Below are 23,389 nucleotides of genomic sequence, written 5' to 3'. Positions count from 1 at the left end.
GTACTAAGGTCGATTGGCGGTTCTGTCTGCCACCTTAACGGTGTTCGATCCAGCAGAGGCACAGCCGATGAGCAAGACTGAGAGCATGAGCCTGCCTCTGGCCCGCCGCCGGGACTTTGCTTGTCCCTCCACCGCTGAAACTGTACTATGTTGCTGCTGCCCCTCCACCGACAGCACGAGACCCGGCTATCCCCCGCATTGACCATGCGTGCCGGGTCTCACCTTCTACCAAGTCTCCGATTCAGCCGTCCTTCGGAGCGGCTTTTTTTGTGGGCTTGGGACTAGCCGGCGTGGACCCTGTGCCAGACTCCCCCGCTTGCATCGACGGGCTCGCAACTCAGCCTCAATAATTAACAAAAGTTTTACAAAGAAAAACCCTTCTCTTATCATATTGGAAAACAATACTTTTTATAGACTTCAGTTCTCCAAGCGCTAAGCGCTACGAACTCGCACAGATTGGAAAGGCCGCCTTCGGGCGGCCTTTTTGCTTGGCGCGAGGGAGATTGGCCCGCACCCTCTTCCACATCAAGAACGGAGAGAGGCGTCCATATTGTGGGAGTTCCACCCTTCTCCCGCTCGCAGGGTGGCGGGCTGGAAGGGGTCAGCTGTGCCGAGGCCCGCTCGTCAGTTGATGCTGGCGGTCTGGCCGGATGCAGCTGGCGCCGGCGCTTCGCGATAAGGCACCCGGTAGCCATTGGCAGAGAGCCATTCGATTGCCGCGGCCGGCTCGTCGGTCTGGATGATGGTGACGCCGCGCTCGGCCCAGAAGCCCCAGCTTTCGGCAGGCAGGCTGGCGGTCGTCGCCAATTCGTCGCCGCGCCCGCCGGCGAGATAGCCGCCCGGCTTGTTGACGATGGCGTAGGTGTTGGCCCAGATGTGCCAGTCACCGCGCACGGCAGCGGCGCGCATGCGGTTGGAAAACAACGGCCCGCCGGTTTGCGTGAGGGTTTGCGCGCCGGCGCGCCAGTTGATCATCTCCATGGCATTCGCCGGCAAGGCCGTACCGACCGTCTCGACGAAACGGGCGTCGCTGACCGCATCGTCGGCGATGATCGGCATGAACTGGAATCCGCCGCCCGCAAGGCGCAGCATTTTTCGCGCTTCGGCAATGCGGGCGTCGTTCCACAAATTTTCCTTCACCACGATCTGGTCGGCCATGCCCATGTCGCGGGCGATGGCAATCATCCCCGGCAGGTCGGCCAAGGCCAGCTTGTTGTCGATGTTGACCAGGATGCGGTCCTTCGCTGCCGCCAGGAATTCGCTCAAAGTCGATACGGCTTCCGGGGTAGCCGCGCCGGTTCCCTCGATCACCAGCCGGCATTGCCGCAGTTCTGCCAGCGCCCGGCGAACGACCTCGCCCCGGCAGGTGGTTGTGCGGTCGAGCCAACTGTCGTGCATGACGATGAAAGCGCCGTCGGCAGAGCGGCGGACATCGACCTCGACCATTTCAGCACCGGCGGCGATCGCGGCCTCGAGCGCGGCGAGCGAATTTTCCGCATGGAGCGTCTTGTCGGCCTGCAATCCGCCGGCGCGGTGGGCAACCACCATGACATGGTCGCGCCATTGGTTGGCATGTTCGAAACGTTCGAGGATCAGGCCGGCGCGCGTCTCCGCAGCCTGTACGGCGCCGGCCGACATCAAGAACAGGGCCGCAAGCGCCCAAGCCAACCGTGCCATTCGCATCAGACTCACTTTGCCGAACGTGTCGGGCCGTGAATTAAGCGAACGCCATGACGGCGCCGTGAACGAAGCCGGCTTCAGGACAGGGCCATTCAGCCGGAGTCGGGATCAGAATGCGGCCTTTGCAGATCCCACGACCTGCGCTTTGCCAAGCTTAAAACGAAAAAGGCCCCGGCGAACCGGAGCCTTTCCAGAAAATCGTGCCGTGAAGCTTCGCGCCGGCAGGCGTGCCGGATCAGTTGCCGGACTTGGCCTTGTCCTGCTCTTCCTTGAGCTTCTTGGCGAAGTCCTGGTTGTTCTTGTTGACGAATTCCTGCAGCTTCTTCTGGCGATCCTCGAGGTCGGACTGCTGCATGGCAGGACCGTCGAACGCACCGCTGAAGCCCTGCAGGGAAACCTTGATCGGGTTCGGCTGGTTCTGGAAATTCACCGAGGTCAGCGTCAGTTCGGAACCCTTCTTGAAGGAGGCGACGAGCTGGTCGGTCATCGGCACTTCGGCCACACAGCGATCCGGGAAGCAGATCACGTAGTCGAGCTTCTGCGCCTTGCCGCCGTCGACCTGCAAGCCGATGCCGGGAGGAACCAGACGGCCGGTCGGCACCGTCACCTGGAAGACCTTGCGGTTGACCTTGCCACGCAGGTCGATGAGGCTGACGCCGGTGACAAGCTGGCCGTTGCCGGCGGTGACGATGTTCTGCACGTTGCAGATATCGACGTCTTCCTGCTTGGTGCAAGCCTTGAACCAGCCTTGCGGGACCTGCTGCTGAGCGGACACTTCCATGAGACCCACGCCCAGGAAACCGGCAACGCCGGCAGCAATGACCGACAGGCGGTAAGCGTTGGAGTTCAAGCTCTTCATGTGGCGTGCTTCCTCTCGACTTTGCCTGCGACGCATTCCCGGCGCCGAATGGCCCCGCTACCTGTTGCCGAAATGAGGCAACAGAATGGCTTGGCGGGCGTGTTACACTGACAGCGTTGCCAAATCCAGCCTGTTCAGTGCAATTCTTGAGCGGGAGCACAGCTTGTAGGATGGTAGGCTCGTTCTCGAATCATCCCGCAGGTTCCAGAACAGGGTCCCACAATCGGAGTCCGCTATGCGCCGTACCATTGCCTGGCTGGCCGTCGCCGCTTTTAACGTTCTTGCGCCGCAATCCTCGCTGGCCGAACCGAAACACGGAATCGCCATGCAGGGCGAGCCGGCGCTGCCGGCAGACTTCACGCATTTTTCCTACGCCAACCCCGACGCACCGAAGGGCGGCGAGATCACCTATTGCGTGGTCGGCACCTTCGACAACCTCAACCCGTTCATCATCAAGAGCCTGCGCACCACCGCGCGCGGCGTCATCGACACAATCTACGGCAATTTCGTCTTCGAGCCATTGATGCAGCGCAATGCCGACGAGGCTTTCAGCCTCTACGGACTGCTGGCCGACACCGCCGACATGGACGATGAACGCACGTCGATCGAGTTCCATCTAAACCCGAACGCCAAATGGTCGGACGGCCAGCCGGTCACGCCGGAAGATGTGCTGTTCACCTATGACGTGTTCACCGAAAAGGGCCGCCCTCCCTATTCCGACCGCATGAAGAAGGTGGCCAAGCTGGAAAAGACCGGCGACAACAGCGTGCGCTTCACCTTCAACGACAAGGCCGACCGCGAATTCCCGCTGATCATCGCGCTAACCCCGATCCTGCCCAAGCATGCCTTCGACAAGGAAACCTTCGACCGCACGACGCTGAAGCCGGTGATCGGCAGCGGTCCCTATGTCATCGACCAGGTGGTGCCCGGCCAGCGCATCGTGTTCAAGCGCAATCCCAACTATTGGGGCAAGGACATTCCCGCCAAGCGCGGCTTCGACAATTACGACAAGATCACCATCGAATATTTCCTCAACGCCAATGCGCAACTGGAAGCATTCAAGAAGGGCCTTTGCGCCATCAACACCGAGAGCGATCCGGTCAAGCGCGACCGCGACATGGATTTCCCCGCTTTCAAGGAAGGCAAGGTGGTGGCCGAAAACTTCCAGAGCGGCATCCCGCCTGTGGTGACCGGCTTCCTGTTCAACACAAGGCTGGAAAAGTTTTCCGATCCGACCGTGCGACGCGCGCTCGCCATGCTCTACGACTTCGAGTGGGCCAACAAGAACCTGTTCGGCGACAAGTTCAAGCGCACCATGAGTTTCTGGCAGGATTCGGAACTGTCGGCGCTCGGCCACCCGGCAACGGACAAGGAAAAGGCGCTTTTGGCTCCCTTCCCCGACCGCGTGCCCGCCGACGTGATGGACGGCACCTGGCGTCCGCCGGTGACCGATGGCTCGGGTCAGGACCGCAAGGTGCTGCGCGCCGCATTCGATGTGCTGCGCGGTGCCGGCTACAAGATGAATGAGGGCGTGCTGCTCGATCCCAAGGGCCAGCCCTTCGGCTTCGAGATCCTGACGGCCTCGCAGGACGAGCAGCGGCTGGCTGCCGTCTACCAGCGCACACTGGCAAAGCTCGGGATCGAGGTGACGATCCGGGCGCTGGACGGCGACCAGATCCAGGCGCGCAAGCAGCGCTTCGACTTCGACGTGCTGATCGGCGCCACCGGCTTCAACAATTCGCTTTCGCCGGGCATCGAGCAGATCGGGCGCTGGGGGTCGGAAGCGGCCAATATCGAAGGCTCGTTCAACCTGGCCGGCGTCGCCGACCCGGCAGTCGACGCTGCAATCGACGCGATGCTGAACGCCAGGCAAAAGGACGACTTCGTGGCCGCGGTGCGCGTGCTCGACCGGCTGCTGATTTCAGGGAACTACATGGTGCCGATGCAGTACAATAGCGAACAATGGATCGCCTACTGGACCTATATGGCGCACCCGGACAAGACCTCGCTTTTCGGATACCAGCTTCCTACATGGTGGCGAAGGACCGACTGAGTGCGGACGAATTGGGTGTCGTCCCGGCCAAGCGAGCCAGCGAGCGCAGGGCCGGGATCCATTCCCGAGCATCTCCAAGGTCCCGGAATGGTTCCCGGATACGCGGTTCGGCTTTGCCGCCCGCGTTCCGGATGACGCAAATCGGTTGCGCCGGCCAATCTCCCGGCGAGGATTTTCCCGAAAGGACAGCACCATGAGCCAACCGGTCTCCATCAGCGTCGACGTGGTATCCGATGTCGTATGCCCGTGGTGTTTCATCGGCCAGAAGCGGCTGGACAAGGCTATTGCCGAAGCCAGTGAAATCGACGTTCACGTGAACTGGCGGCCCTTCCAGCTCGATCCGACGATTCCGCGCGAGGGAAAGAGCCGGCGCGAATATATGCTGGGCAAATTCGGCAGCGAAGAACGCATCCGCGAAATCCATGCCCGTATCGAACCGCTTGGAGCAGCCGAGGGCATCGACTTCGCCTTCGACGCCATCAAGGTCGCGCCCAATACGCTGGACGCCCACCGGCTGATCCGCTGGGCAGGCGCGATGGGCGAAGAGGTGCAGAACCGGCTGGTGCGACGGCTGTTCCAGGTCAATTTCGAACAAGGCGGCAATCTCGGCGACCATGCCGTGCTGATCGAGGCTGCGCGAGAGGCGGGAATGGACGTTTCCGTGGTCGAAGCCTTGCTGCCGACCGACGCCGATGTGGAAGACGTGCAGAACGAAATCGCCACCGCATCGCGCATGGGCATCACCGGTGTCCCCTGTTTTCTGATCGAAGGCAAATATGCGGTGATGGGCGCGCAGGATGCCGCCACACTCACCGACGCCATCCGCCAGATCGCCGCGGCGAAGGCGAAGGGGGAGTTGGAAAAGGCCGAGTAGCCAGGATTTCATCCCCACCCGTCTCGCGATTTCCGCTACGCTGCCAATTGCTCATCGACCCTCCCCGCAAGGGAGAGGGTAAAAGCGGCGGCTCAAGCCGCCAGCTTGGCCAGTTGCGTCATGATAACGGCGGAGCCGGCCAGCCGCTTGTCCGAGTTCGGCCAGTCGCGAATGAAGACGACGGACTGATCCGGCCTGATCTTGGCCATGGAGCCCTGCTCCGAGATGAACTTGACCAGCCCGGCCGGGTTGGAAAACTCGCGCTTGCGGAAATGGATGACGACGCCCTTCGGCCCGGCATCCAGTTTCTCGACATTGGCCTTGCGGCACAGCGCCTTGATGAAGACGATCTTCAACAGGTGCTTGACCTCGTCCGGCAGCGGGCCGAAGCGGTCGATCAGTTCGGCGCCGAAGACATCGATTTCCTCCGGCGTTTCGAGATCGCCCAGGCGGCGATAGAGCGCCAGACGCAGTTGCAGGTCGGGTACGTAGCCTTCCGGGATCATGACGGCGGTGCCGACGGCGATCTGCGGTGACCAGCCGCCGTCCTGGACCTCGCCGCTGTCCTTCACCTCGGCGACGGCTTCCTCCAGCATCTGCTGGTAAAGCTCGAAGCCAACTTCCTTGATATGGCCGGACTGTTCTTCGCCAAGCAGGTTGCCCGCACCACGGATATCGAGATCGTGGCTGGCAAGCTGGAAGCCCGCGCCCAGCGTATCCAGCGATTGCAGCACTTTCAGCCGGCGCTCCGCGGTGTCGGTGAGCTTCTTCTTGGCCGGCAGCGAAAACAGCGCATAGGCGCGCACCTTCGAGCGGCCGACACGCCCGCGCAACTGGTAAAGCTGCGCCAGCCCGAACATGTCGGCGCGGTGCACGATCAGCGTGTTGGCGGTCGGGATATCGAGCCCGGACTCCACGATGGTGGTGGACAGGAGAACATCGTACTGGCCGTCGTAGAAGGCGTTCATGATGTCGTCGAGTTCGCCGGGCGGCATCTGGCCGTGTGCGACCGCGACCTTCAGTTCCGGCACGGAGTGCTTCAGGAAATCCTGGATTTCCGACAGGTCGCTGATGCGCGGCACGACGTAGAAGGAATGGCCGCCGCGATAACGCTCCCGAAGCAGCGTCTCGCGGATGACCAGCGGATCGAAGGGCGAGATGAAGGTGCGCACGGCCATGCGGTCGACGGGCGGCGTGGCGATCAGGGACAGTTCGCGCACGCCGGTCAGCGCCAGTTGCAGCGTGCGCGGGATCGGCGTGGCCGAAAGGGTGAGCACATGCACGTCGCTCTTCAGTTCCTTCAGCCGCTCCTTGTGCTTGACGCCGAAATGCTGCTCCTCGTCGATGATGAGCAAGCCAAGCCGCTTGAACGAAATCGAGGAGCCGAGCAGCGCATGGGTGCCGACGACGATATCGATCGTGCCCTCGGCAATGGCCTTCTTGGTTTCGGCCAGTTCCTTAGCGCCGACCAGCCGCGAGGCTTGAGCAACACGGATCGGCAGGCCGGAAAAGCGCTGCGAGAATGTCTTGAAGTGCTGGCGCGACAAAAGCGTGGTCGGCACCACGACGGCGACCTGGAAGCCTTCCATTGCGGCGATGAAGGCGGCGCGCAGCGCAACCTCGGTCTTGCCGAAGCCGACATCGCCACAGATCAGACGGTCCATCGGCCTGCCGGCCGATAGATCCGCCGTAACCGAATCGATCGCCGTCTGCTGGTCGTCGGTCTCCTCATAGGGGAAGCGGGCGGAAAACTCGCCATAGAGTCCGTCGGCGGGGATCATCGCGGGGGCAGCGCGCATCTGGCGCTCGGCGGCGATGCGGATCAACCCGCCCGCCATGTCGAGCAGGCGCTTCTTCAACCTTGCTTTTCGGGCTTGCCAGGCACCGCCGCCCAGCTTGTCCAGCGAGGCTTCGGCGGAATCCGAACCGTAGCGCGACAGAAGCTCGATGTTTTCCACCGGCAGGAACAGCCGGTCGTCGCCGGCATAGTGAATTTCCAGGCAATCGTGCGGCGCACCCGCTGCCTCGATGGTTTTCAGGCCGATGAAACGGCCGATGCCGTGATCGGCATGGACGACGATGTCGCCGGACGACAGCGACGCGGCCTCGGCAATGAAATCGGACGCCTTCTTCTTGCGCTTGGAACGGCGGATGAGGCGGTCACCCAAAATATCCTGCTCGGCGACGACGACCAGATCGTCCGTCTCGAAGCCGGTTTCCAGCGGCAGGACGGCAAGGCCCGCCTGCCCTTTGTCGAGCTTGCCGACATCGGCCAGCGTGGCGACGGCCTTCAGACCGCCCAGATGATGCTCGTCGAGGATCTGGGTGAGCCGGTCGAGCGAGCCTTCCGTCCAACCGGCAACGACGATGCGGCGGTTCCTGGCGCGTTCCTCGGCGATGTGGCGCACCACCACGTCGAAGACATTGGCGTTGGGATCGGCGCGTTCCTCGGCAAAGCTGCGTCCGGCGCGCGCGCCGGCGTGGAACACCTTGCGCCCACCCGCATCGGGCGCGTCGAACGGCGTCAGTTCGATGGCGATACGGTCCTGCAGCGAGGCCGTGACATCGTCGGGCGCCAGGTACATCAGCGACGGTTCGACCGGCTTGTAGGGCACCGCCTCCTTCAGCGAACCATCGGCCTGCGCCTTGCGCGCCTCATAGTGGTCGAGGATCAGCTTGTGGCGCTCGGCAAGCGATTCATGCGTCAGGTGATCGAACACCACCGGCACGCCCGGCAGATAGTCGAACACCGTCTCCAGCCGCTCGTAAAACAGGGGCAGCCAGTGTTCCATGCCGGCAAAGCGGCGGCCTTCGCTGACGGCGGCATAGAGCCCGTCGTCGCGCGAGGGCGCGCCGAAGGCTTCGATATAGGCGCGGCGGAAGCGGCTGATGGTTTCGGGTGTCAGCGCCACCTCGCTCATCGCCTGCAACGACATCGACTTGCGCTGGCCGGTGGAAAGCTGCGTGGCGGCATCGAAGACGCGGATCGATTCCAGCGTATCGCCGAAGAAGTCGAGGCGAAGCGCCTCGCTCCAGCCCGGCGCGAAGAGATCGAGGATGCCGCCGCGCACGGCGAATTCGCCGACGCCGCGCACCGTCGGCACGCGTTCGAAGCCGGAGATTTCCAGCCGCGCCACCAGCCTATTCATGTCGATCTGGTTGCCGGGCCTGGCATGGAAGGTCTGCGCCTCGACCAGATCGGCAGGCGGAATGCGCTGCAAAAGCGCATTGGCGGTGGTGAGGATGACGGCGCGGTGCGGCTTGGCTGCCAGCGCAATCATCGCCGTGAACGAATCGAGACGCCGGGCGGCGACCTCGGAACCGGGCGACACACGGTCGTAAGGCAGGCAGTCCCAGGCCGGCAGTTCGAGCACCGGCAGGCCGGGCGAGACGAAAGACAGCGCCTCGACGATCGCCGGCAGGCGCTGGCCGTCGCGGGCCACGAACAGCAGCGGGCCGTCCGGGCTTGTCTCCCTTAGGACCTGCGCGATGGCAAAAGCCTCATAGCCGTCGGCAACGCCGTCGACGATGAACGAGCCAAGGCCGGACTTCGGCAGGCCGATTTTGGGGATGAGGCTCATGAAGGTGCTTTTCGAAGACGTTCAGATGGAGGCGTCGCGCGCGGCGAGAACTTTTTGCAGGACAGGCAGGCCGAGATCTTCGGGAATCGGCTGCTGGCCGGTGATCCACGGCAAAAGATCGGTGTCGGAAATGTCGAGGAGCCTTTCATATTGGTCGATCTCGTCGCCGGTCAAGGCGTCGATCTGGGCATCGGCGAAGCGGCCGAGGATCAGATCCATCTCGCGCATGCCGCGATGCCAGGAACGGAACAGAAGCTTGGCGCGCCGGGGCTCCAGCCCTGCGCTCGTTCTCGTCGTTCCGGTCATTTGGCGTCTCCGGCAAGAGTCTGCATGTCACCCACTGTGGCATGACAGAACCCCCGAATGAGTATCGGGGGTTCATATGTCATACTCATAGACGACTCAAAAGGTTTCGATCCACGCATTAAGCGACTTGTGGGTGCATAGGTCGCTCCCAGATTAATATGCCACACCTTGGGCGCGTAGACGACTGAAAAGGAAGCGACAGAAAATGCGAGAAGTGTAGTTATTTCATAAACTTGGCGGCGACATTCCGCTTGCCTAAACCCTTCTGGCCGATAGACATTGGCCATGCGCCCTTCCCTGCTCGATCCGTTGTTTGCGCCGATAACTTCGCTGGCCGGCGTCGGGCCGAAGGTGGCGACGCTGATCGAACGCGTGCTGCCGGCCGACCTCGGCGACAGGGCGGCGCGGGCTGGCGATCTTCCGTTCCTGCTGCCCAATTCGGTGATCGACCGCCGCAACCGGCCGGGCATCGCCTATGCGGCGGAGGGCGCGATCGTGACGCTGGACGTGCGCATCGACCGCCACCAGCCGCCGCCGCGCGGAAACAGATCGGTGCCCTACCGGGTCTATGCGCATGACGATACCGGCGAGATCACGCTGACCTTCTTCCATGCCCATGCGGCTTATCTGGACAAGGCGATGCCGGAGGGCGAGCAGGTCGTGGTGTCGGGCCGCATGGAGTGGTTCAACGGCCGCCCGTCGATGGTACACCCCGACCATATCGCGCTGGCCAGCGAGGCGCACAATCTGCCGCTGGTCGAGCCGGTCTATCCGCTGACGGCGGGATTGTCCGGCAAGGTGCTGCGCCGCGCCGTCGCCCAGGCGCTGGAGCGGGTGCCTGTTTTGCCTGAATGGCAGGACGGCGCCTTCATGCGCAAGCACAGCTTTCCCGACTTCCGCGCCGCGCTGGAACGCGTCCACAACCCCGCCGACCCGCTTGACGTCGCGGTGGAGGGAGCCGCCTGGCGCAGGCTCGCCTATGACGAATTGCTGGCGGGCCAGGTGTCGCTGGCGCTGGTGCGGGCAAAGGTGCGCCGCCTGTCGGGGCGACCGCTGACCGGCGACGGGCGCGTCGTGGAAAAGCTGCGCGCCGCCCTGCCCTACTCGCTGACCAGATCGCAGGAAGCAGCGCTTGCCGAGATACTTGCAGACCTCGCCGAACCGGAACGCATGCTACGCCTGCTGCAAGGCGATGTCGGCTCCGGCAAGACCGTGGTCGCCCTGCTTGCCATGGCGCGCGCGGTGGAAGCAGGCGGACAGGCGGCTCTCATGGCGCCGACCGAAATTCTCGCCCGCCAGCATCTGGCGACCATCGCGCCGCTGGCGGCGCAGGCGGGCTTGAAGACGGCCATCCTGACCGGCCGCGAAAAGGGCCGCGAACGCACGGAGACGCTTGCCGGTCTTGCCGGCGGATCGATCGACATCGTCGTCGGCACGCATGCGCTGTTCCAGGGAAGCGTGACGTTCAGGAACCTTGTCTTTGCCGTGGTGGACGAGCAGCACCGTTTCGGCGTGCACCAGCGGCTTGCCATCACAGCCAAGGGCGATGCGCCCGACATGCTGGTGATGACGGCAACCCCAATTCCCCGCACGCTGGTTCTCACCGCCTTCGGCGACATGGACACCTCGAAACTCACCGAAAAACCTGCCGGCCGCCAGCCGATCCGCACCGTCACCCTGCCGCTTGAACGGCTGGACGAACTTGTCGGGCGTATTCGCGATGCGGTGGCGGAGGGGCAGAAGATCTACTGGATCTGCCCGCTGGTCGAAGAATCGGAAGAAATCAAGCTGATGTCGGCGGAGGACCGTTTCGCTTCGCTGAAGCCGATTTTCGGCGACCGGCTCGGTCTCGTCCATGGCCGCATGAAGGGCGCGGACAAGGACGAGGCGATGCGTGCCTTCAAGGAAGGCGACACGCGAGTCCTCATCGCCACCACAGTCATCGAAGTCGGCGTCGACGTGCCGGACGCCACCATCATGGTGATCGAGCATGCCGAGCGGTTCGGGCTCGCCCAACTGCACCAGTTGCGCGGGCGGGTCGGGCGCGGCGACAAGCCCTCCTCCTGCGTACTGCTCTACAAGGACCCGCTTGGCGAGACGGCAAAGCGCAGATTGTCGGTGATGCGCGAGACGGAAGACGGCTTCGTCATCGCCGAAGAAGACCTCAAGCTGCGCGGCGAAGGCGAAGTGCTGGGCACGCGCCAGTCCGGAACGCCGGGTTTCCAGATCGCCCGCATCGAGGCGCATGGCGACCTGCTCGAAGCGGCGCGCGACGATGCGCGGCTGATCCTGTCGCAAGACCCCGAACTGCAATCGCAGCGCGGCGAAGCCTTGCGGCTTTTGCTTTACTTGTTCGGCAGGGACGAAGCGGTGCGTTTGTTGCGCGCCGGCTGAGCTTCTTCCAGGGTCGGGTTGGAAATCTTCAGCGGCGCGCCCTTGGCACCAACCTGTTTCTTCTTGATGTCGGGCGGCACAAGGCCGGCAGAGACGATGAGGCGGGCGCCTTCCTCGATGGACATGTCGAGCATGACGACTTCGGACTTGCGCACATACATGAGGAAGCCGGTGGTCGGATTGGGCGTGCACGGCATGAAAACGGCGATGAGCGGGTCGCCGTCGGCATCCAGCTTCTCGTTGATCTCGGTCTGCTTTTCGCCGGCGACGAAGACCAGCGACCACACATCCTTGCGTGGATATTCGACCAGGCCGACCTCGCTGAACATGTCGCCCTTGTTGGACAGGATGGTTTCGAAGATCTGCTTGAGCGAGCGGTAGATGCCACGCACCAAGGGCATGCGGCCAAGCAGGCGCTCGCCGAAATTGACGATGGCGCGGCCGACGATGTTGGCGGTGAGGAAGCCGATCAGCGTGATGAGGACGAGCGCGACGATCAGGCCAAAGCCGGGAACCTGGAACGACAAATAGGTTTCAGGGCTATAGCGGGCCGGGATATAGGGCTTCACCCAGGAATCGACCCAGCCGATAAACGACCAGGCGATGTAGGCGGTGATCGCCAGCGGGGCACAGACGATGAACCCGGTCAGGAAATAATTCCTGAGCCGTGTCATGGCTGAGGTCTTGACTATGTCCGACATCGCTCCCCGCTTCGTTGCAATGCAACATTAGGCGAGCAGCCCGCAGTTTGAAACAGCGAAGTTGTCGGCGCACGGCCTGGGGATTCAGGCCGCAGTCAGCGGAAGATCAAGCCGATCAAGGAGAACAACCCTGACTGGCACGACATTTCATCGCATCTGGTGTGACGTTCAAGCTTCCTGCGTTGCCAGCTTCGAAGCCTGGATTCCCGACACTCCCTACTCCACCGTCACCGACTTGGCGAGGTTGCGGGGCTGGTCGACGTCGGTGCCCATGAAGACGGCGGTGAAATAGGCCAGCAACTGGATCGGCAGCGCATAGACGATCGGCGTGATGATTTCGGGCACGTCCGGCAGAATGATCGTCTCCAGCGTGTTCACGCTCGCCTGCGCGGCACCCTTGGCGTCGGTGATGAGGATGATCTTGCCGCCGCGCGCCGCCACTTCCTGCATGTTCGACACGGTTTTCTCGAAAATCCGGTCGTGCGGCGCGATGACGATGACCGGCATCTTCTCGTCGATCAACGCGATCGGACCGTGCTTCAGTTCGCCCGCCGCATAACCTTCGGCGTGGATATAGGAGATTTCCTTGAGCTTCAGCGCCCCTTCCATGGCGAGCGGGAAGTTGGTGTCGCGGCCAAGGTAGAGGACGTGCTCGTAGCGGGTGAGTTCGCGGGCCAGTCTTTCGATCTGGCCGTCCAGCTTCTGCAGCACCTGGTTGGTGAAGCGCGGCGCTTCGGAGAGCGCGCGCACCAGCGCCTTTTCCTCGTCGGCGGAAATGGTGCCGCGCGCGACCGCCGCACGCACCGCAAGCGACGCCATCACCGACAACTGGCACGTGAAGGCCTTGGTCGAGGCGACGCCTATTTCCGGGCCGGCCAGTGTCGGCAAGGTCACGTCCGCTTCGCGGGCGATGGTCGATTCGCGCACATTGACGACCGCGCCGATCTTCATGCCCGCCTTGCGGCAATAGCGCAGCGAGGCCAGCGTGTCGGCGGTTTCGCCCGACTGCGAAATGAACAGGGCGGCATCGTTGGCCGACAGCGGCATTTCGCGGTAGCGGAATTCCGAGGCGATATCGATGTCGACCGGCAGTCGGGCATAGCGCTCGAACCAGTATTTGCCGATGAGGCCGGCGAGATAGGCAGTGCCGCAGGCCGAGATGGCGAGGCGGTTGATCCTGGCGAAGTCGAACGGCAGGTCGAGCGGCTTTGACGCCCCGTTGGTGAAGTCGAGGTAATGCGCCAGCGTGTGTGAAATCACCTCCGGCTGTTCATGGATTTCCTTTTCCATGAAATGGCGGTGGTTGCCCTTGTCGACCAGATAGGAGGTGCCGAGCGACTGCTGGCGCTTGCGCTCGACCGCATTGCCTTCCATGTCGAAGATCGACACCGCGTTGCGGCGCACGACCGCCCAGTCGCCATCTTCCAGATAGGTGATCGAGTTGGTGAAGGGGGCGAGCGCAATGGCGTCGGAGCCGAGGAACATCTCGCCCTGGCCGTGCCCGACGGCCAGCGGCGGACCGTTGCGGGCGCCGACGATCAGATCCTCGTCGCCCTTGAACATGATGGCGAGCGCAAAGGCACCCTGCAGGCGCTTCAAGGTTTTGTGCGCGGCTTCGATCGGCTTGGCGCCGCGCGCCATTTCGCGGGCTATCAGATGGGCGACGACCTCGGTGTCGGTCTGCGAGGAAAATTCGTAGCCATCGGCAATGAGTTCATCGCGCAGTTCGGCGAAATTCTCGATGATGCCGTTGTGGACGATGGCGACGCCGTTGGAGAAGTGCGGATGCGCATTGGTTTCGTTGGGAACGCCGTGCGTTGCCCAGCGCGTATGGCCGATGCCGATGGTGCCCGACAGCGGTTCGTTCTTCAGCCGCGTTTCCAGGTTGACCAGCTTGCCCTCTGCCCGGCGGCGGGCAAGTTCGCCGCGTTCGATGGTGGCGACGCCGGCCGAATCATAGCCGCGATATTCCAGCCGCTTCAGCGCATCGACGATCAGCGGCGCCACCGGCGTGTGACCAACAATCGCTACAATCCCGCACATTTGACTTGCCCCCGACCCGATATCCGATGGGCGCTGTTTAGGAAGCGCCGCTCATCCCAGAAAGTCACATTCCATTTCGCTGCGTAGCAATGGCTTAGAGCGCGCCGCAGCCCAACATGTTTCCAGATCGCCATTGCGATCCAGTTAGCAGAATTGCTTACTTCTTCGCAGCATCGGCACGCCGTGCCCGCAGTTCCTTCGCCTTGCCGGGCAGCGTCTTCTGGCGGGCGCGCCCGAACGCCAGCGCGTCGTCCGGCACGCTTTCGGTAATGACGCTGCCCGAGGCGACATAAGCGCCATTGCCGATCGAAACCGGCGCGACAAGCGAGGAATTCGAGCCGATGAAGGCATTTTCACCGATCTCGGTGAGGAATTTCGAATAGCCGTCGTAATTGCAGGTGATGGTTCCCGCGCCGATGTTGGCGCCTGCGCCGATGACCGCGTCGCCGATATAGGTCAGGTGGTTGACCTTGGCGCCCTTCTCGACCACCGCCTTCTTGACCTCGCAGAAATTGCCGACCTTGGCCTTGGTCTTGAGGTCGGCTCCGGGGCGCAGGCGGGCAAAGGGGCCTACCTCGCAGCCGGATGCGACTGTTGCGCCTTCCAGATGGCTGAAAGCGTGGATCGTGGCTCCCGTCTCGATGTGGACACCCGGGCCGAACCAGACATTGGGCTCGACCACGGTATCGGCACCGATCTCGGTGTCGTGCGAGAAAAACACCGTATCGGGCGCAATCAGCGCCACGCCGGAAAGCATCGCCTCGCGGCGGCGGCGCTTTTGCCAGATGGCTTCCGCCTCGGCCAACTCGGCACGGTTGTTGATGCCCAGCGCATTTTCGAAGCTCGCTTCGGTGGCGACGACTTCGAGGCCCCTGCGGCTTGCGATCTCGACAACATCGGTGAGGTAGTATTCGCCCTTGGCATTGGCGTTGCCGACCGCATCGAGCAGGGAAAGCGCATGCTTGCCGGCGAGCGCCATCAGGCCGCCATTGCAGAAGGTGATGGCGCGCTCGTCGGCGCTGGCATCCTTTTCCTCGCGGATGGCGACGATCCTACCCCCTTTCTCGATCAGCCTGCCATAGCCGGACGGGTTGTCGGTGCGAAAGCCGATGACGACCACCGCCGCTCCTTCCGCGAGCTTGAGCCTGGCGACGGTGAGCGCACCGGGATCGATCAAGGGCGTATCGCCGAACATCACCAGCACGTCGTCGTGACCGCGCCCGATGGCGGCGCGAGCGGCGAGCACAGCATGTGCGGTGCCGAGGCGCTGTTCCTGCACGAAGGTCTCTGCCTGTGGAGCGAATTTCGCCGCCGCCTCGCGCATCTGGTCGGCGCCGTGGCCGATGACCAGCGCCAATTTGCCCGTGCCCGCATCTTCGGCGGCCTTGATGACGTGCGCCACCATCGGTAAACTGGCAATTTTGTGCAGCACCTTCGGCACAGCGCTCTTCATGCGCGTGCCCTCGCCGGCGGCAAGGATGATCGACAGGCAGGAACGTTGGCTCATGGATGACAACCGGGGGAATTTGATTGCACGGATCAGCGCTATGTAGCACCGCCGCCTTGCTGCACCAATGCGGTTAAATTCGGGTGAGTATCGGCAGAGCAGCCGACACTTGATCAGCGGGTCGCCCGACGACGGGACCTATCGCTATCCCAGCCGTCCCAGTACGGGGAAGTTCTCCAGAAGCCAGTAGGACACCGCCTGGACACCTCCGGTAAGGAAGAACACGCCGGCAACCACCAAAAGCGCGCCCATCGCCTTTTCGACACGGCCGAGATGGACGCGGAACCTGCCGAGGAAGCGCATGAAGGCACCGGAAAACAGCGCGGCTATCAGGAACGGGATGCCAAGCCCAAGCGAATAGGCGGCAAGCAGCAGCGCGCCTTCGCCAACCGTTTCACGCCCGCCGGCAAGGGTCAGGATCGGTCCCAGCACAGGCCCGATGCACGGCGTCCAGCCGAAGGCGAAGGCGAGGCCCATGACGTAGGCCGCCACGACGCTGGCCGGCTTGCCCTGGCTCTGGAAGCGGGCCTCGCGCGACAAAAGCGGAATGCGCAGAACGCCGAGGAAGTTCAGGCCCATGACGATGATGAGAACGCCGGCGGCCATGGCCAACGGCTCCTGCCAGACGCGCAGCAGCCGACCGATGGTGGAAGCGCCGGCGCCAAGCGCCACAAACACCGTCGAGAAACCGAGGACGAAGGCGACCGAGGCGGCAATCAGCGCGCCGCGCGCACCAGCCTTGGCGGCAGCGCCGGCATTGCCGCGGAAATCATCGACCGAAACGCCTGCCATATAACACAGGTATGGCGGCACCAGTGGCAGCACGCAGGGTGACAGGAACGAGAGCGCCCCAGCTGCGACCGCACTGACGTAACCGATGTCCAAAGCCATGTCGCCGTTCCAGTTTGCCGACTTTCACATAGCCGCAGGCAGGCAGGTCTTCCAGTCACAGTTGCGTGGCAAGTCGCCGCTGCCGGGAAGAAAGCCGGACGGCAGCACGTTCGTACAGTGAGGCCGCGCAGGCGCGTGCGCCTCGTTGACCCTTTCAAGCGATCCCAGGGAGAATAATCATGAAGGCGATCACAGTCGGACTGGCCGCGCTCTTGCTCAGCACAGCGGCGAGCTTTGCGGCAACGGCATGGATGGAGGCCGATGCCGGCGGCAGCAAGATCTTCACCGATGCCAAGGGCATGACGCTTTACACCTATGACAAGGACGAAGCCGGCAAGACCAACTGCTACGACAAATGCGCGACCAATTGGCCGCCGCTGAAGGCGGAAGCAGACGCCAAGGCCGAAGGCGACTGGACGCTTGTCGACCGCACCGACGGCACCAAGATGTGGGCTTATGACGGCAAGCCGGTCTACACGTTCATCAAAGACCAGAAGGCCGGCGACCTGACCGGCGACGGCGTCGGCGGCGTCTGGCACATCGCCAAGCCGGACTGAGATCGACCTTGATTCCGGCGCTGGCCGCTCACGTGGCCAGCGCCGTTTCACTGCCAAGGCCTGCAAAATTAATAGGTCCTGACCCTACGCAACGCCCTTGCGGCCATCCTGGACCCGAGCGGGGCGCTCGCCGCGGATGATGTCGCTTGCTTCGACATAGGCCATCTCGATCAGGTAAGCGAGCATGTCGCAACGCTCGGCTTCGGCCATGGTGCGCAACTGGCCAAGCATCGACTGCATATAATCAAGCGTCTCCGTGCGCCGTCTGGTGTAGGTGTGCCGCATCGAAATAGCCCCTGCCCGGTCGTTCGGCGTCACCGCGCGACCGAATTCACCTCAATCGACCCGAGAGTGATTTGCACCTTTCGAGTGAGCCGGAAGTCTAGATCGCTTATCTAAAATTGCAAACGTTTCTTTTTATGCAATCTTTGGTTGTATATGGGCCAAATTCAGGGATGACCCTTGACCGGATGGAAAAGCACGGCCATTTGACGAACGATCTCAAAAAATGTTGGCATGGCTGCATTTTCAGCCGCTACACCCGAAAAGAACAGGCAGAAATGGACGTCGTCGTCGTCGAATCGCCGGCCAAAGCGAAAACAATCAACAAATATCTCGGACGGAACTACAAGGTTCTGGCCTCGTTCGGCCATGTCCGCGACCTGCCCGCCAAGGACGGCTCGGTCAGGCCCGATGACGACTTTTCCATGTCCTGGTCGGTCGACACCGCCTCGGGCAAGCGGCTTGCCGATATCGCCAAGGCGGTCAAGGATGCCGACGGCCTGATCCTCGCCACCGACCCGGATCGCGAAGGCGAGGCGATTTCCTGGCACGTTCTCGAGGTTTTGAAGCAAAAACGCGTACTGAAGGACAAGCCGGTCAGCCGCGTCGTCTTCAACGCCATCACCAAGCAGTCGGTGCTCGATGCCATGGCCAATCCGCGCCAGATCGATGTGCCGCTGGTCGACGCCTATCTGGCGCGCCGGGCGCTCGATTACCTGGTCGGCTTTACGCTGTCGCCGGTTTTGTGGCGCAAATTGCCCGGTGCCCGCTCTGCCGGCCGCGTGCAGTCAGTCGCGCTACGCCTCGTTTGCGAACGCGAATCGGAAATCGAGCGCTTCGTGCGCGAAGAGTATTGGAACATCGCCGCCATCCTCGGCACGCCGCGCAAGGAAAATTTCGAGGCCCGGCTGACTGCCTATGAGGGCAAGAAGCTGCAAAAGCTCGACATCAAGAACAAGGACCAGGCCGACGGCATCAAGACGATGCTGGAGGGCGCGACCTTCAAGGCGGTTTCCGTCGAAGCCAAGCCGACCCGGCGCAATCCCGGCCCGCCCTTCACCACGTCGACCTTGCAGCAGGCGGCATCGTCGCGCCTCGGCTTTTCGGCCAACCGCACCATGCAGGTGGCGCAGAAGCTCTACGAAGGCATGGACATCGGCGGCGAGACCGCCGGTCTCATCACTTATATGCGAACCGACGGCGTGCAGATGGCGCCTGAGGCGATTTCTGCCGCCCGCGCCGCCATCGGCAAGGAATTCGGCGACAAATACCTGCCGGAAAAGCCGCGCTACTACACCACCAAGGCGAAGAACGCCCAGGAAGCGCACGAGGCGATCCGGCCGACGGACTTCTTCCGCACGCCGGCTTCCGTCAGGCAATATCTCGATGCCGACCAGGCAAGGCTCTACGAACTGGTCTGGAAGCGCGCCATCGCCAGCCAGATGAACCCGGCCGAGATCGAGCGCACCACGGTCGAGATCGAGGCCGTGAACGGCGCGCGCACCGCCAACCTGCGCGCCGTGGGCTCGGTTGTCCGCTTCGACGGCTTCATCGCCGCTTATACCGACCAGAAGGAAGAAGATTCCGAAGACGAGGAAAACCGCCGCCTGCCGGAAATCCGGTCCGGCGAGCAGATGGCGCGTGAGGCGATCAACGCCACGCAGCACACCACGGAGCCACCACCGCGCTATTCCGAAGCTTCGCTGATCAAGAAGCTCGAAGAACTCGGCATCGGCCGCCCCTCCACGTATGCCTCGACGCTGAAGACGCTGGAAGACCGCCAGTACGTTACCATCGACAAGCGCCGGCTGGTGCCCGACGCCAAGGGGCGGCTGGTGACGGCCTTCCTCGAAAACTTCTTCGAACGCTACGTCGAATATGACTTCACGGCCGGACTGGAAGAGAAACTCGACGAGATTTCCGACGGCAAGCTCGCCTGGAAAGACGTATTGCGCGACTTCTGGAAGGATTTTTCCAGCGCCGTCGACAACACCAAGGAACTGCGCGTCACCGACGTGCTCGATGCGCTGAACGAGGCGTTGGCACCGCTGGTGTTCCCGGAACGGGAAGACGGCTCCAACCCGCGCATCTGCCCGAAATGCGGGTCCGGCAACCTGTCGCTGAAGCTTGGCAAATACGGCGCTTTCGTCGGCTGCTCGAACTACCCCGAATGCGGCTATACGCGCCAGCTCGGCGATGCGGAGAATGGCAACGGCGAAAACGGGGCCGGCGAGGACGGCACCAAGATTTTGGGCAAGGACCCTTACACCGCCGAGGAAATCACCCTGCGCTCCGGCCGGTTCGGCCCCTATGTGCAGCGCGGCGACGGCAAGGAAGCCAAGCGGTCGAGCCTGCCCAAGGGCTGGAGCGCCGACTCGATCGATCACGAAAAGGCACTCGCCTTGCTTTCATTGCCGCGCGACGTTGGCCAGCATCCGGAAACGGCCAAGATGATTTCTGCGGGGCTTGGCCGCTATGGGCCGTTCGTGTTGCATGACGGAACCTACGCCAATCTGGAGACGATCGAGGATGTATTCTCGATCGGCCTCAACCGCGCCGTGACGGTGATCGCGGAAAAGCAGTCCAAGGGCAAAGGCGGCCGCAATGGCGGCACCCCGGCAGCGCTGAAGGAACTCGGCGACCACCCGGACGGCGGCGGCAAGATCGTCGTTCGCGACGGCAAGTACGGGCCTTATGTCAATTTCGGCAAGGTCAATGCCACATTGCCGAAGGGCAAGGACCCGCAATCCGTCAGCCTGGAAGAGGCTCTCGTGCTCATCGCCGAGAAGGAAGCCAAGGGCGGCGGCGGCAAGAAGCCGTTCCGTAAGGCAGCGGCAGCCGGCAAGCCTACGGCCAAGAAGGCAGCCGCCAAGAAGCCCGCGGCGAAAAAGCCGGCATCGAAGAAGAAGGACTAGCCGGCGTGGCGCGCAGGATCTCGGGACGAAGCCATGGCGATCCGCGCGCAGCCGATACCCGCCCCAAGACGGGCGGCAAGGACACCTACCGGCCTTCACGCGACGAAATCCTGCGCTACATCGCGGAAAACCCGGACAGGACCGGCAAGCGCGACATCGCCAAGGCGTTTTCGCTGCGCGGCGACGACCGCATCTGGCTGAAGGACCTGCTGCGCGACCTGGCCGACGAAGGCCTGCTGACCAAGGAACGCAAGCGCCTGTCACGCGCCGGGGCCGTGCCGCATGTGGCGGTGCTCGACATATTCGGCCGCGACGGCGACGGCGTGCTTCTGGCCCATCCGACGGAGTTTTCCGGCAACGGCACCCCGCCTGTGGTGGCGATCCGCGTCTCGCGCGGCGGCGTTGCGCCCGGCATCGGCGACCGCGTTCTGGCCAAGACCTTCCCTGCCGACGATCCGTCCGGTCCCGCCTATACGGCGCGGGTGATGAAGATATTCGAGAAGCGCAACGACGCCGTGCTCGGCGTGTTTCGCGTGCTCTCCGACGGCAGCTTCCGCATCGAGCCGGTCGAGCGGCGGCAACCGGAACTGATCGTCGACGAGGAATTCCGGAACGGCGCCAAGAACGGCGACCTTGTCGAGGTCGAGCCGGCGCGCGCCAACCGCTACGGCCTGCCGCGCGCCAAGGTGATCTCGGTGCTTGGTTCGCTGACCAGCGAAAAGGCGGTCTCGATGATCGCCATCCATGCCCACGATATTCCTCACATCTTCCCGCAGGACGTGCTGGACGAAGCAGAAGCGCTGAAGCCGGTCGCGCTCGGCAAGCGCGAAGACTGGCGCGACCTGCCTTTGATCACCATCGACCCGGCCGACGCCAAAGACCATGACGACGCTGTGTTCGCCGAGCCGGATACCGACGACAACAATGTCGGCGGCGTTGTCGTCACGGTCGCCATCGCCGACGTATCGGCCTATGTCCGGTCGGGCTCGGCACTCGACCGCGAGGCGCTGAAACGCGGCAATTCGGTCTATTTCCCCGACCGCGTCGTGCCGATGCTGCCGGAGCGCATCTCCAACAATCTGTGCTCGCTGCGCGAAGGCGAGGACAAGCCGGCGATCGCCGTGCGCATGATTTTTTCAGCGGATGGCAGAAAGGTCAGGCATTCCTTCCACCGCATCATGATGAAGTCGGCTGCCAAGCTTGCCTATCCGCAGGCGCAGGCGGCCATCGACGGCGTACAAGACGACAAGACCAATCCACTCCTCGAAACGGTGCTGAAGCCGTTGTGGGAAGCCTACGGCGTGCTCAAGCGCGGCCGCAATTCCCGTGAGCCGCTGGAACTCGACCTGCCCGAACGCAAGATCCTGCTCAAGGAAGACGGCACGGTGGACAAGGTCGTGGTGCCGGAGCGGCTTGATGCGCACAAGCTGATCGAAGAGTTCATGATCCAGGCCAATGTGGCCGCAGCCGAGACGCTGGAAAACAAGAAGCAGCCGCTGATCTACCGCATCCACGACGCGCCGTCGCTGGCCAAGCAGGAATCGCTGCGCGAATTCCTGCAGACGCTCAGCCTGTCGCTGGCGCGCGGCGCGCAGTTGCGGCCTTCGCAGTTCAACGGCATTCTGGAGCGCGTGCGCGGCGCCGACAACGAGGCGCTGGTCAACGAGGTGGTGCTGCGCTCGCAGAGCCAGGCCGAGTATTCACCGGCCAATATCGGCCATTTCGGCCTCAACCTGAAGCGCTACGCGCATTTCACCTCGCCGATCCGGCGCTATGCCGATCTCACCGTGCACCGGGCGCTGATTGCAGCGCTTGGCCTTGGCGAAGGCGGGCTTACCCGCGAGGAAGAGGCGCGGCTGGAAGAAATCTCGGCGCTGATCTCGGCTTCCGAACGCCGCGCCATGGCGGCGGAGCGCGACACGGTCGACCGGCTGATCGCCGCCTATCTCGCCGAGCGCATCGATGACCGCTTCGACGCCCGCATTTCAGGCGTGACCAAGGCGGGACTATTTGTCCAATTGCCGCAGTACGGCGCAGATGGCTTTATTCCGGTGTCGTCCTTGGGTGGCGATTACTATATCTACGACGAAACGGCGCGATCGCTTTTCGGAGAGCGCAGCGGAAAAGGCTATCAGCTTGCGGACCGCGTCGAGGTTCGTCTCGTGGAAGTGGCTCCTCTGGCAGGCGCCATGCGCTTCGAGATGCTGAGCGAACCGAAGCCGCTGCCGGGATCGAAACGATCGTTCCACAAGGCGAAGGGCCGTGCCCGCGCCTCGCAGAATCGACCGGGCCCGCGCGGCAGGAGACGATGATGGAACAACAGGTTTTCGGTGGCGAGCACCAATCCGGCAGGGAAGCGCGGCCGTTGTGGACGGCGATGAAGCGCGGAATGCTGGGACGTTGTCCGCATTGCGGCGAGGGCAAGCTGTTTCGCGCCTTCGTCAAATCGGTCGACAAATGCGCCGTCTGCGGCGAGGACCTTTACCATCACCGCGCCGACGATCTTCCCGCCTATCTGGTGATCGTCATCGTCGGGCACGTCGTGCTGGGCGGCTTCCTGGCGGTGGAGATGACCTCGGCCTGGTCGACGTGGCAGCACCTCGGCGTCTGGGTCCCGCTGACGCTGATCATGGCGCTCGGGCTCTTGCAGCCGATCAAGGGCGCCGTCATCGGCCTGCAATGGGCGAACTATATGCACGGCTTCGGCGGCGAGGTCGATCATCTGGAAGCTCACCCGGAGCTTTAG

16 protein-coding genes are annotated in these 23,389 nt (G+C 63.1%); 7 read left to right on the top strand and 9 right to left on the bottom strand.

The window, feature by feature from the left end:
* Positions 1-624: 624 nt before the first annotated feature.
* Entirely contained in the window at positions 625-1,677 is a 1,053-nt protein-coding gene (locus ASD64_RS11025; protein WP_056104862.1) for a glycerophosphodiester phosphodiesterase family protein, read from the bottom strand.
* Positions 1,678-1,915: 238 nt separating this feature from the next.
* Positions 1,916-2,539 carry an invasion associated locus B family protein gene (locus ASD64_RS11020; protein WP_056104860.1) on the bottom strand — a complete coding sequence of 208 codons (624 nt, stop codon included), beginning with the start codon at positions 2,537-2,539 and terminating at the stop codon, positions 1,916-1,918.
* Positions 2,540-2,774: 235 nt separating this feature from the next.
* Here ASD64_RS11020 and ASD64_RS11015 point away from each other — a divergent pair, with 235 nt between their 5' ends.
* Positions 2,775-4,592 carry an extracellular solute-binding protein gene (locus ASD64_RS11015; protein WP_056104858.1) on the top strand — a complete coding sequence of 606 codons (1,818 nt, stop codon included), beginning with the start codon at positions 2,775-2,777 and terminating at the stop codon, positions 4,590-4,592.
* A 193-nt stretch (positions 4,593-4,785) separates the two neighbouring features.
* Positions 4,786-5,466: a DsbA family oxidoreductase gene (locus ASD64_RS11010; RefSeq protein ID WP_056104855.1), complete on the top strand. Its 681-nt coding sequence runs from the start codon at positions 4,786-4,788 to the stop codon at positions 5,464-5,466.
* 92 nt (positions 5,467-5,558) lie between these two features.
* Here ASD64_RS11010 and mfd read toward each other — a convergent pair whose 3' ends face one another.
* Complete coding sequence (gene mfd / locus ASD64_RS11005) at positions 5,559-9,047, bottom strand: transcription-repair coupling factor (RefSeq protein ID WP_056104853.1); 3,489 nt, start codon at positions 9,045-9,047, stop codon at positions 5,559-5,561.
* Between the two features lie 21 nt (positions 9,048-9,068).
* Positions 9,069-9,353, bottom strand: a complete 285-nt coding sequence (locus tag ASD64_RS11000; protein WP_056104851.1) for a succinate dehydrogenase assembly factor 2 — start codon at positions 9,351-9,353, stop codon at positions 9,069-9,071.
* Positions 9,354-9,638: 285 nt separating this feature from the next.
* On the opposite strand from ASD64_RS11000, the gene recG reads away from it, so the two are divergent.
* Positions 9,639-11,747 (top strand): ATP-dependent DNA helicase RecG, encoded by a 2,109-nt coding sequence (gene recG / locus ASD64_RS10995; protein WP_056104849.1) that lies wholly within the window; start codon positions 9,639-9,641, stop codon positions 11,745-11,747.
* Here recG and ASD64_RS10990 read toward each other — a convergent pair.
* From ASD64_RS10990 to ASD64_RS10975, 4 genes are all read right to left on the bottom strand, one after another.
* On the bottom strand, positions 11,699-12,448 hold the full coding sequence (locus ASD64_RS10990) for a DUF502 domain-containing protein (protein ID WP_056104847.1): 750 nt from the start codon (positions 12,446-12,448) through the stop codon (positions 11,699-11,701). The two genes, recG and ASD64_RS10990, sit on opposite strands and share 49 nt — an antisense overlap.
* A 216-nt stretch (positions 12,449-12,664) precedes the next feature.
* The gene (gene glmS, locus ASD64_RS10985) at positions 12,665-14,491 is read right to left on the bottom strand and encodes a glutamine--fructose-6-phosphate transaminase (isomerizing) (RefSeq protein WP_056104845.1); all 1,827 of its coding nucleotides are present in this window, start codon (positions 14,489-14,491) and stop codon (positions 12,665-12,667) included.
* Positions 14,492-14,648: 157 nt separating this feature from the next.
* Positions 14,649-15,998, bottom strand: coding sequence for a bifunctional UDP-N-acetylglucosamine diphosphorylase/glucosamine-1-phosphate N-acetyltransferase GlmU (gene glmU, locus ASD64_RS10980; protein WP_056104842.1), 1,350 nt, complete (start codon positions 15,996-15,998; stop codon positions 14,649-14,651).
* A gap of 144 nt (positions 15,999-16,142) precedes the next feature.
* Positions 16,143-16,889, bottom strand: coding sequence for a cytochrome c biogenesis CcdA family protein (locus tag ASD64_RS10975; RefSeq protein WP_056104841.1), 747 nt, complete (start codon positions 16,887-16,889; stop codon positions 16,143-16,145).
* A gap of 179 nt (positions 16,890-17,068) precedes the next feature.
* Here ASD64_RS10975 and ASD64_RS10970 point away from each other — a divergent pair, with 179 nt between their 5' ends.
* Entirely contained in the window at positions 17,069-17,446 is a 378-nt protein-coding gene (locus ASD64_RS10970; RefSeq protein ID WP_056104839.1) for a hypothetical protein, read from the top strand.
* An 84-nt stretch (positions 17,447-17,530) separates the two neighbouring features.
* Here ASD64_RS10970 and ASD64_RS10965 read toward each other — a convergent pair whose 3' ends face one another.
* On the bottom strand, positions 17,531-17,731 hold the full coding sequence (locus ASD64_RS10965) for a hypothetical protein (RefSeq protein ID WP_056104837.1): 201 nt from the start codon (positions 17,729-17,731) through the stop codon (positions 17,531-17,533).
* 275 nt (positions 17,732-18,006) lie between these two features.
* On the opposite strand from ASD64_RS10965, the gene topA reads away from it, so the two are divergent.
* Genes topA through ASD64_RS10950 form a run of 3 tightly spaced genes read left to right on the top strand, consistent with a single transcriptional unit; the run spans position 18,007 to position 23,389 of the window.
* Positions 18,007-20,643 (top strand): type I DNA topoisomerase, encoded by a 2,637-nt coding sequence (gene topA / locus ASD64_RS10960; protein ID WP_056105088.1) that lies wholly within the window; start codon positions 18,007-18,009, stop codon positions 20,641-20,643.
* Positions 20,644-20,648: 5 nt separating this feature from the next.
* Positions 20,649-22,955: a ribonuclease R gene (gene rnr, locus ASD64_RS10955; RefSeq protein ID WP_056104835.1), complete on the top strand. Its 2,307-nt coding sequence runs from the start codon at positions 20,649-20,651 to the stop codon at positions 22,953-22,955.
* Entirely contained in the window at positions 22,955-23,389 is a 435-nt protein-coding gene (locus tag ASD64_RS10950) for a DUF983 domain-containing protein (RefSeq protein WP_056105087.1), read from the top strand. Before rnr ends, ASD64_RS10950 begins: the two co-directional genes overlap by 1 nt.

It is taken from the genome of Mesorhizobium sp. Root157 (genome assembly GCF_001427385.1).
GTDB lineage: Bacteria > Pseudomonadota > Alphaproteobacteria > Rhizobiales > Rhizobiaceae > Mesorhizobium.
The sequence above is the reverse complement of the archived record's forward strand: the minus strand, read 5'-3'. Positions and strand labels throughout refer to the sequence as shown.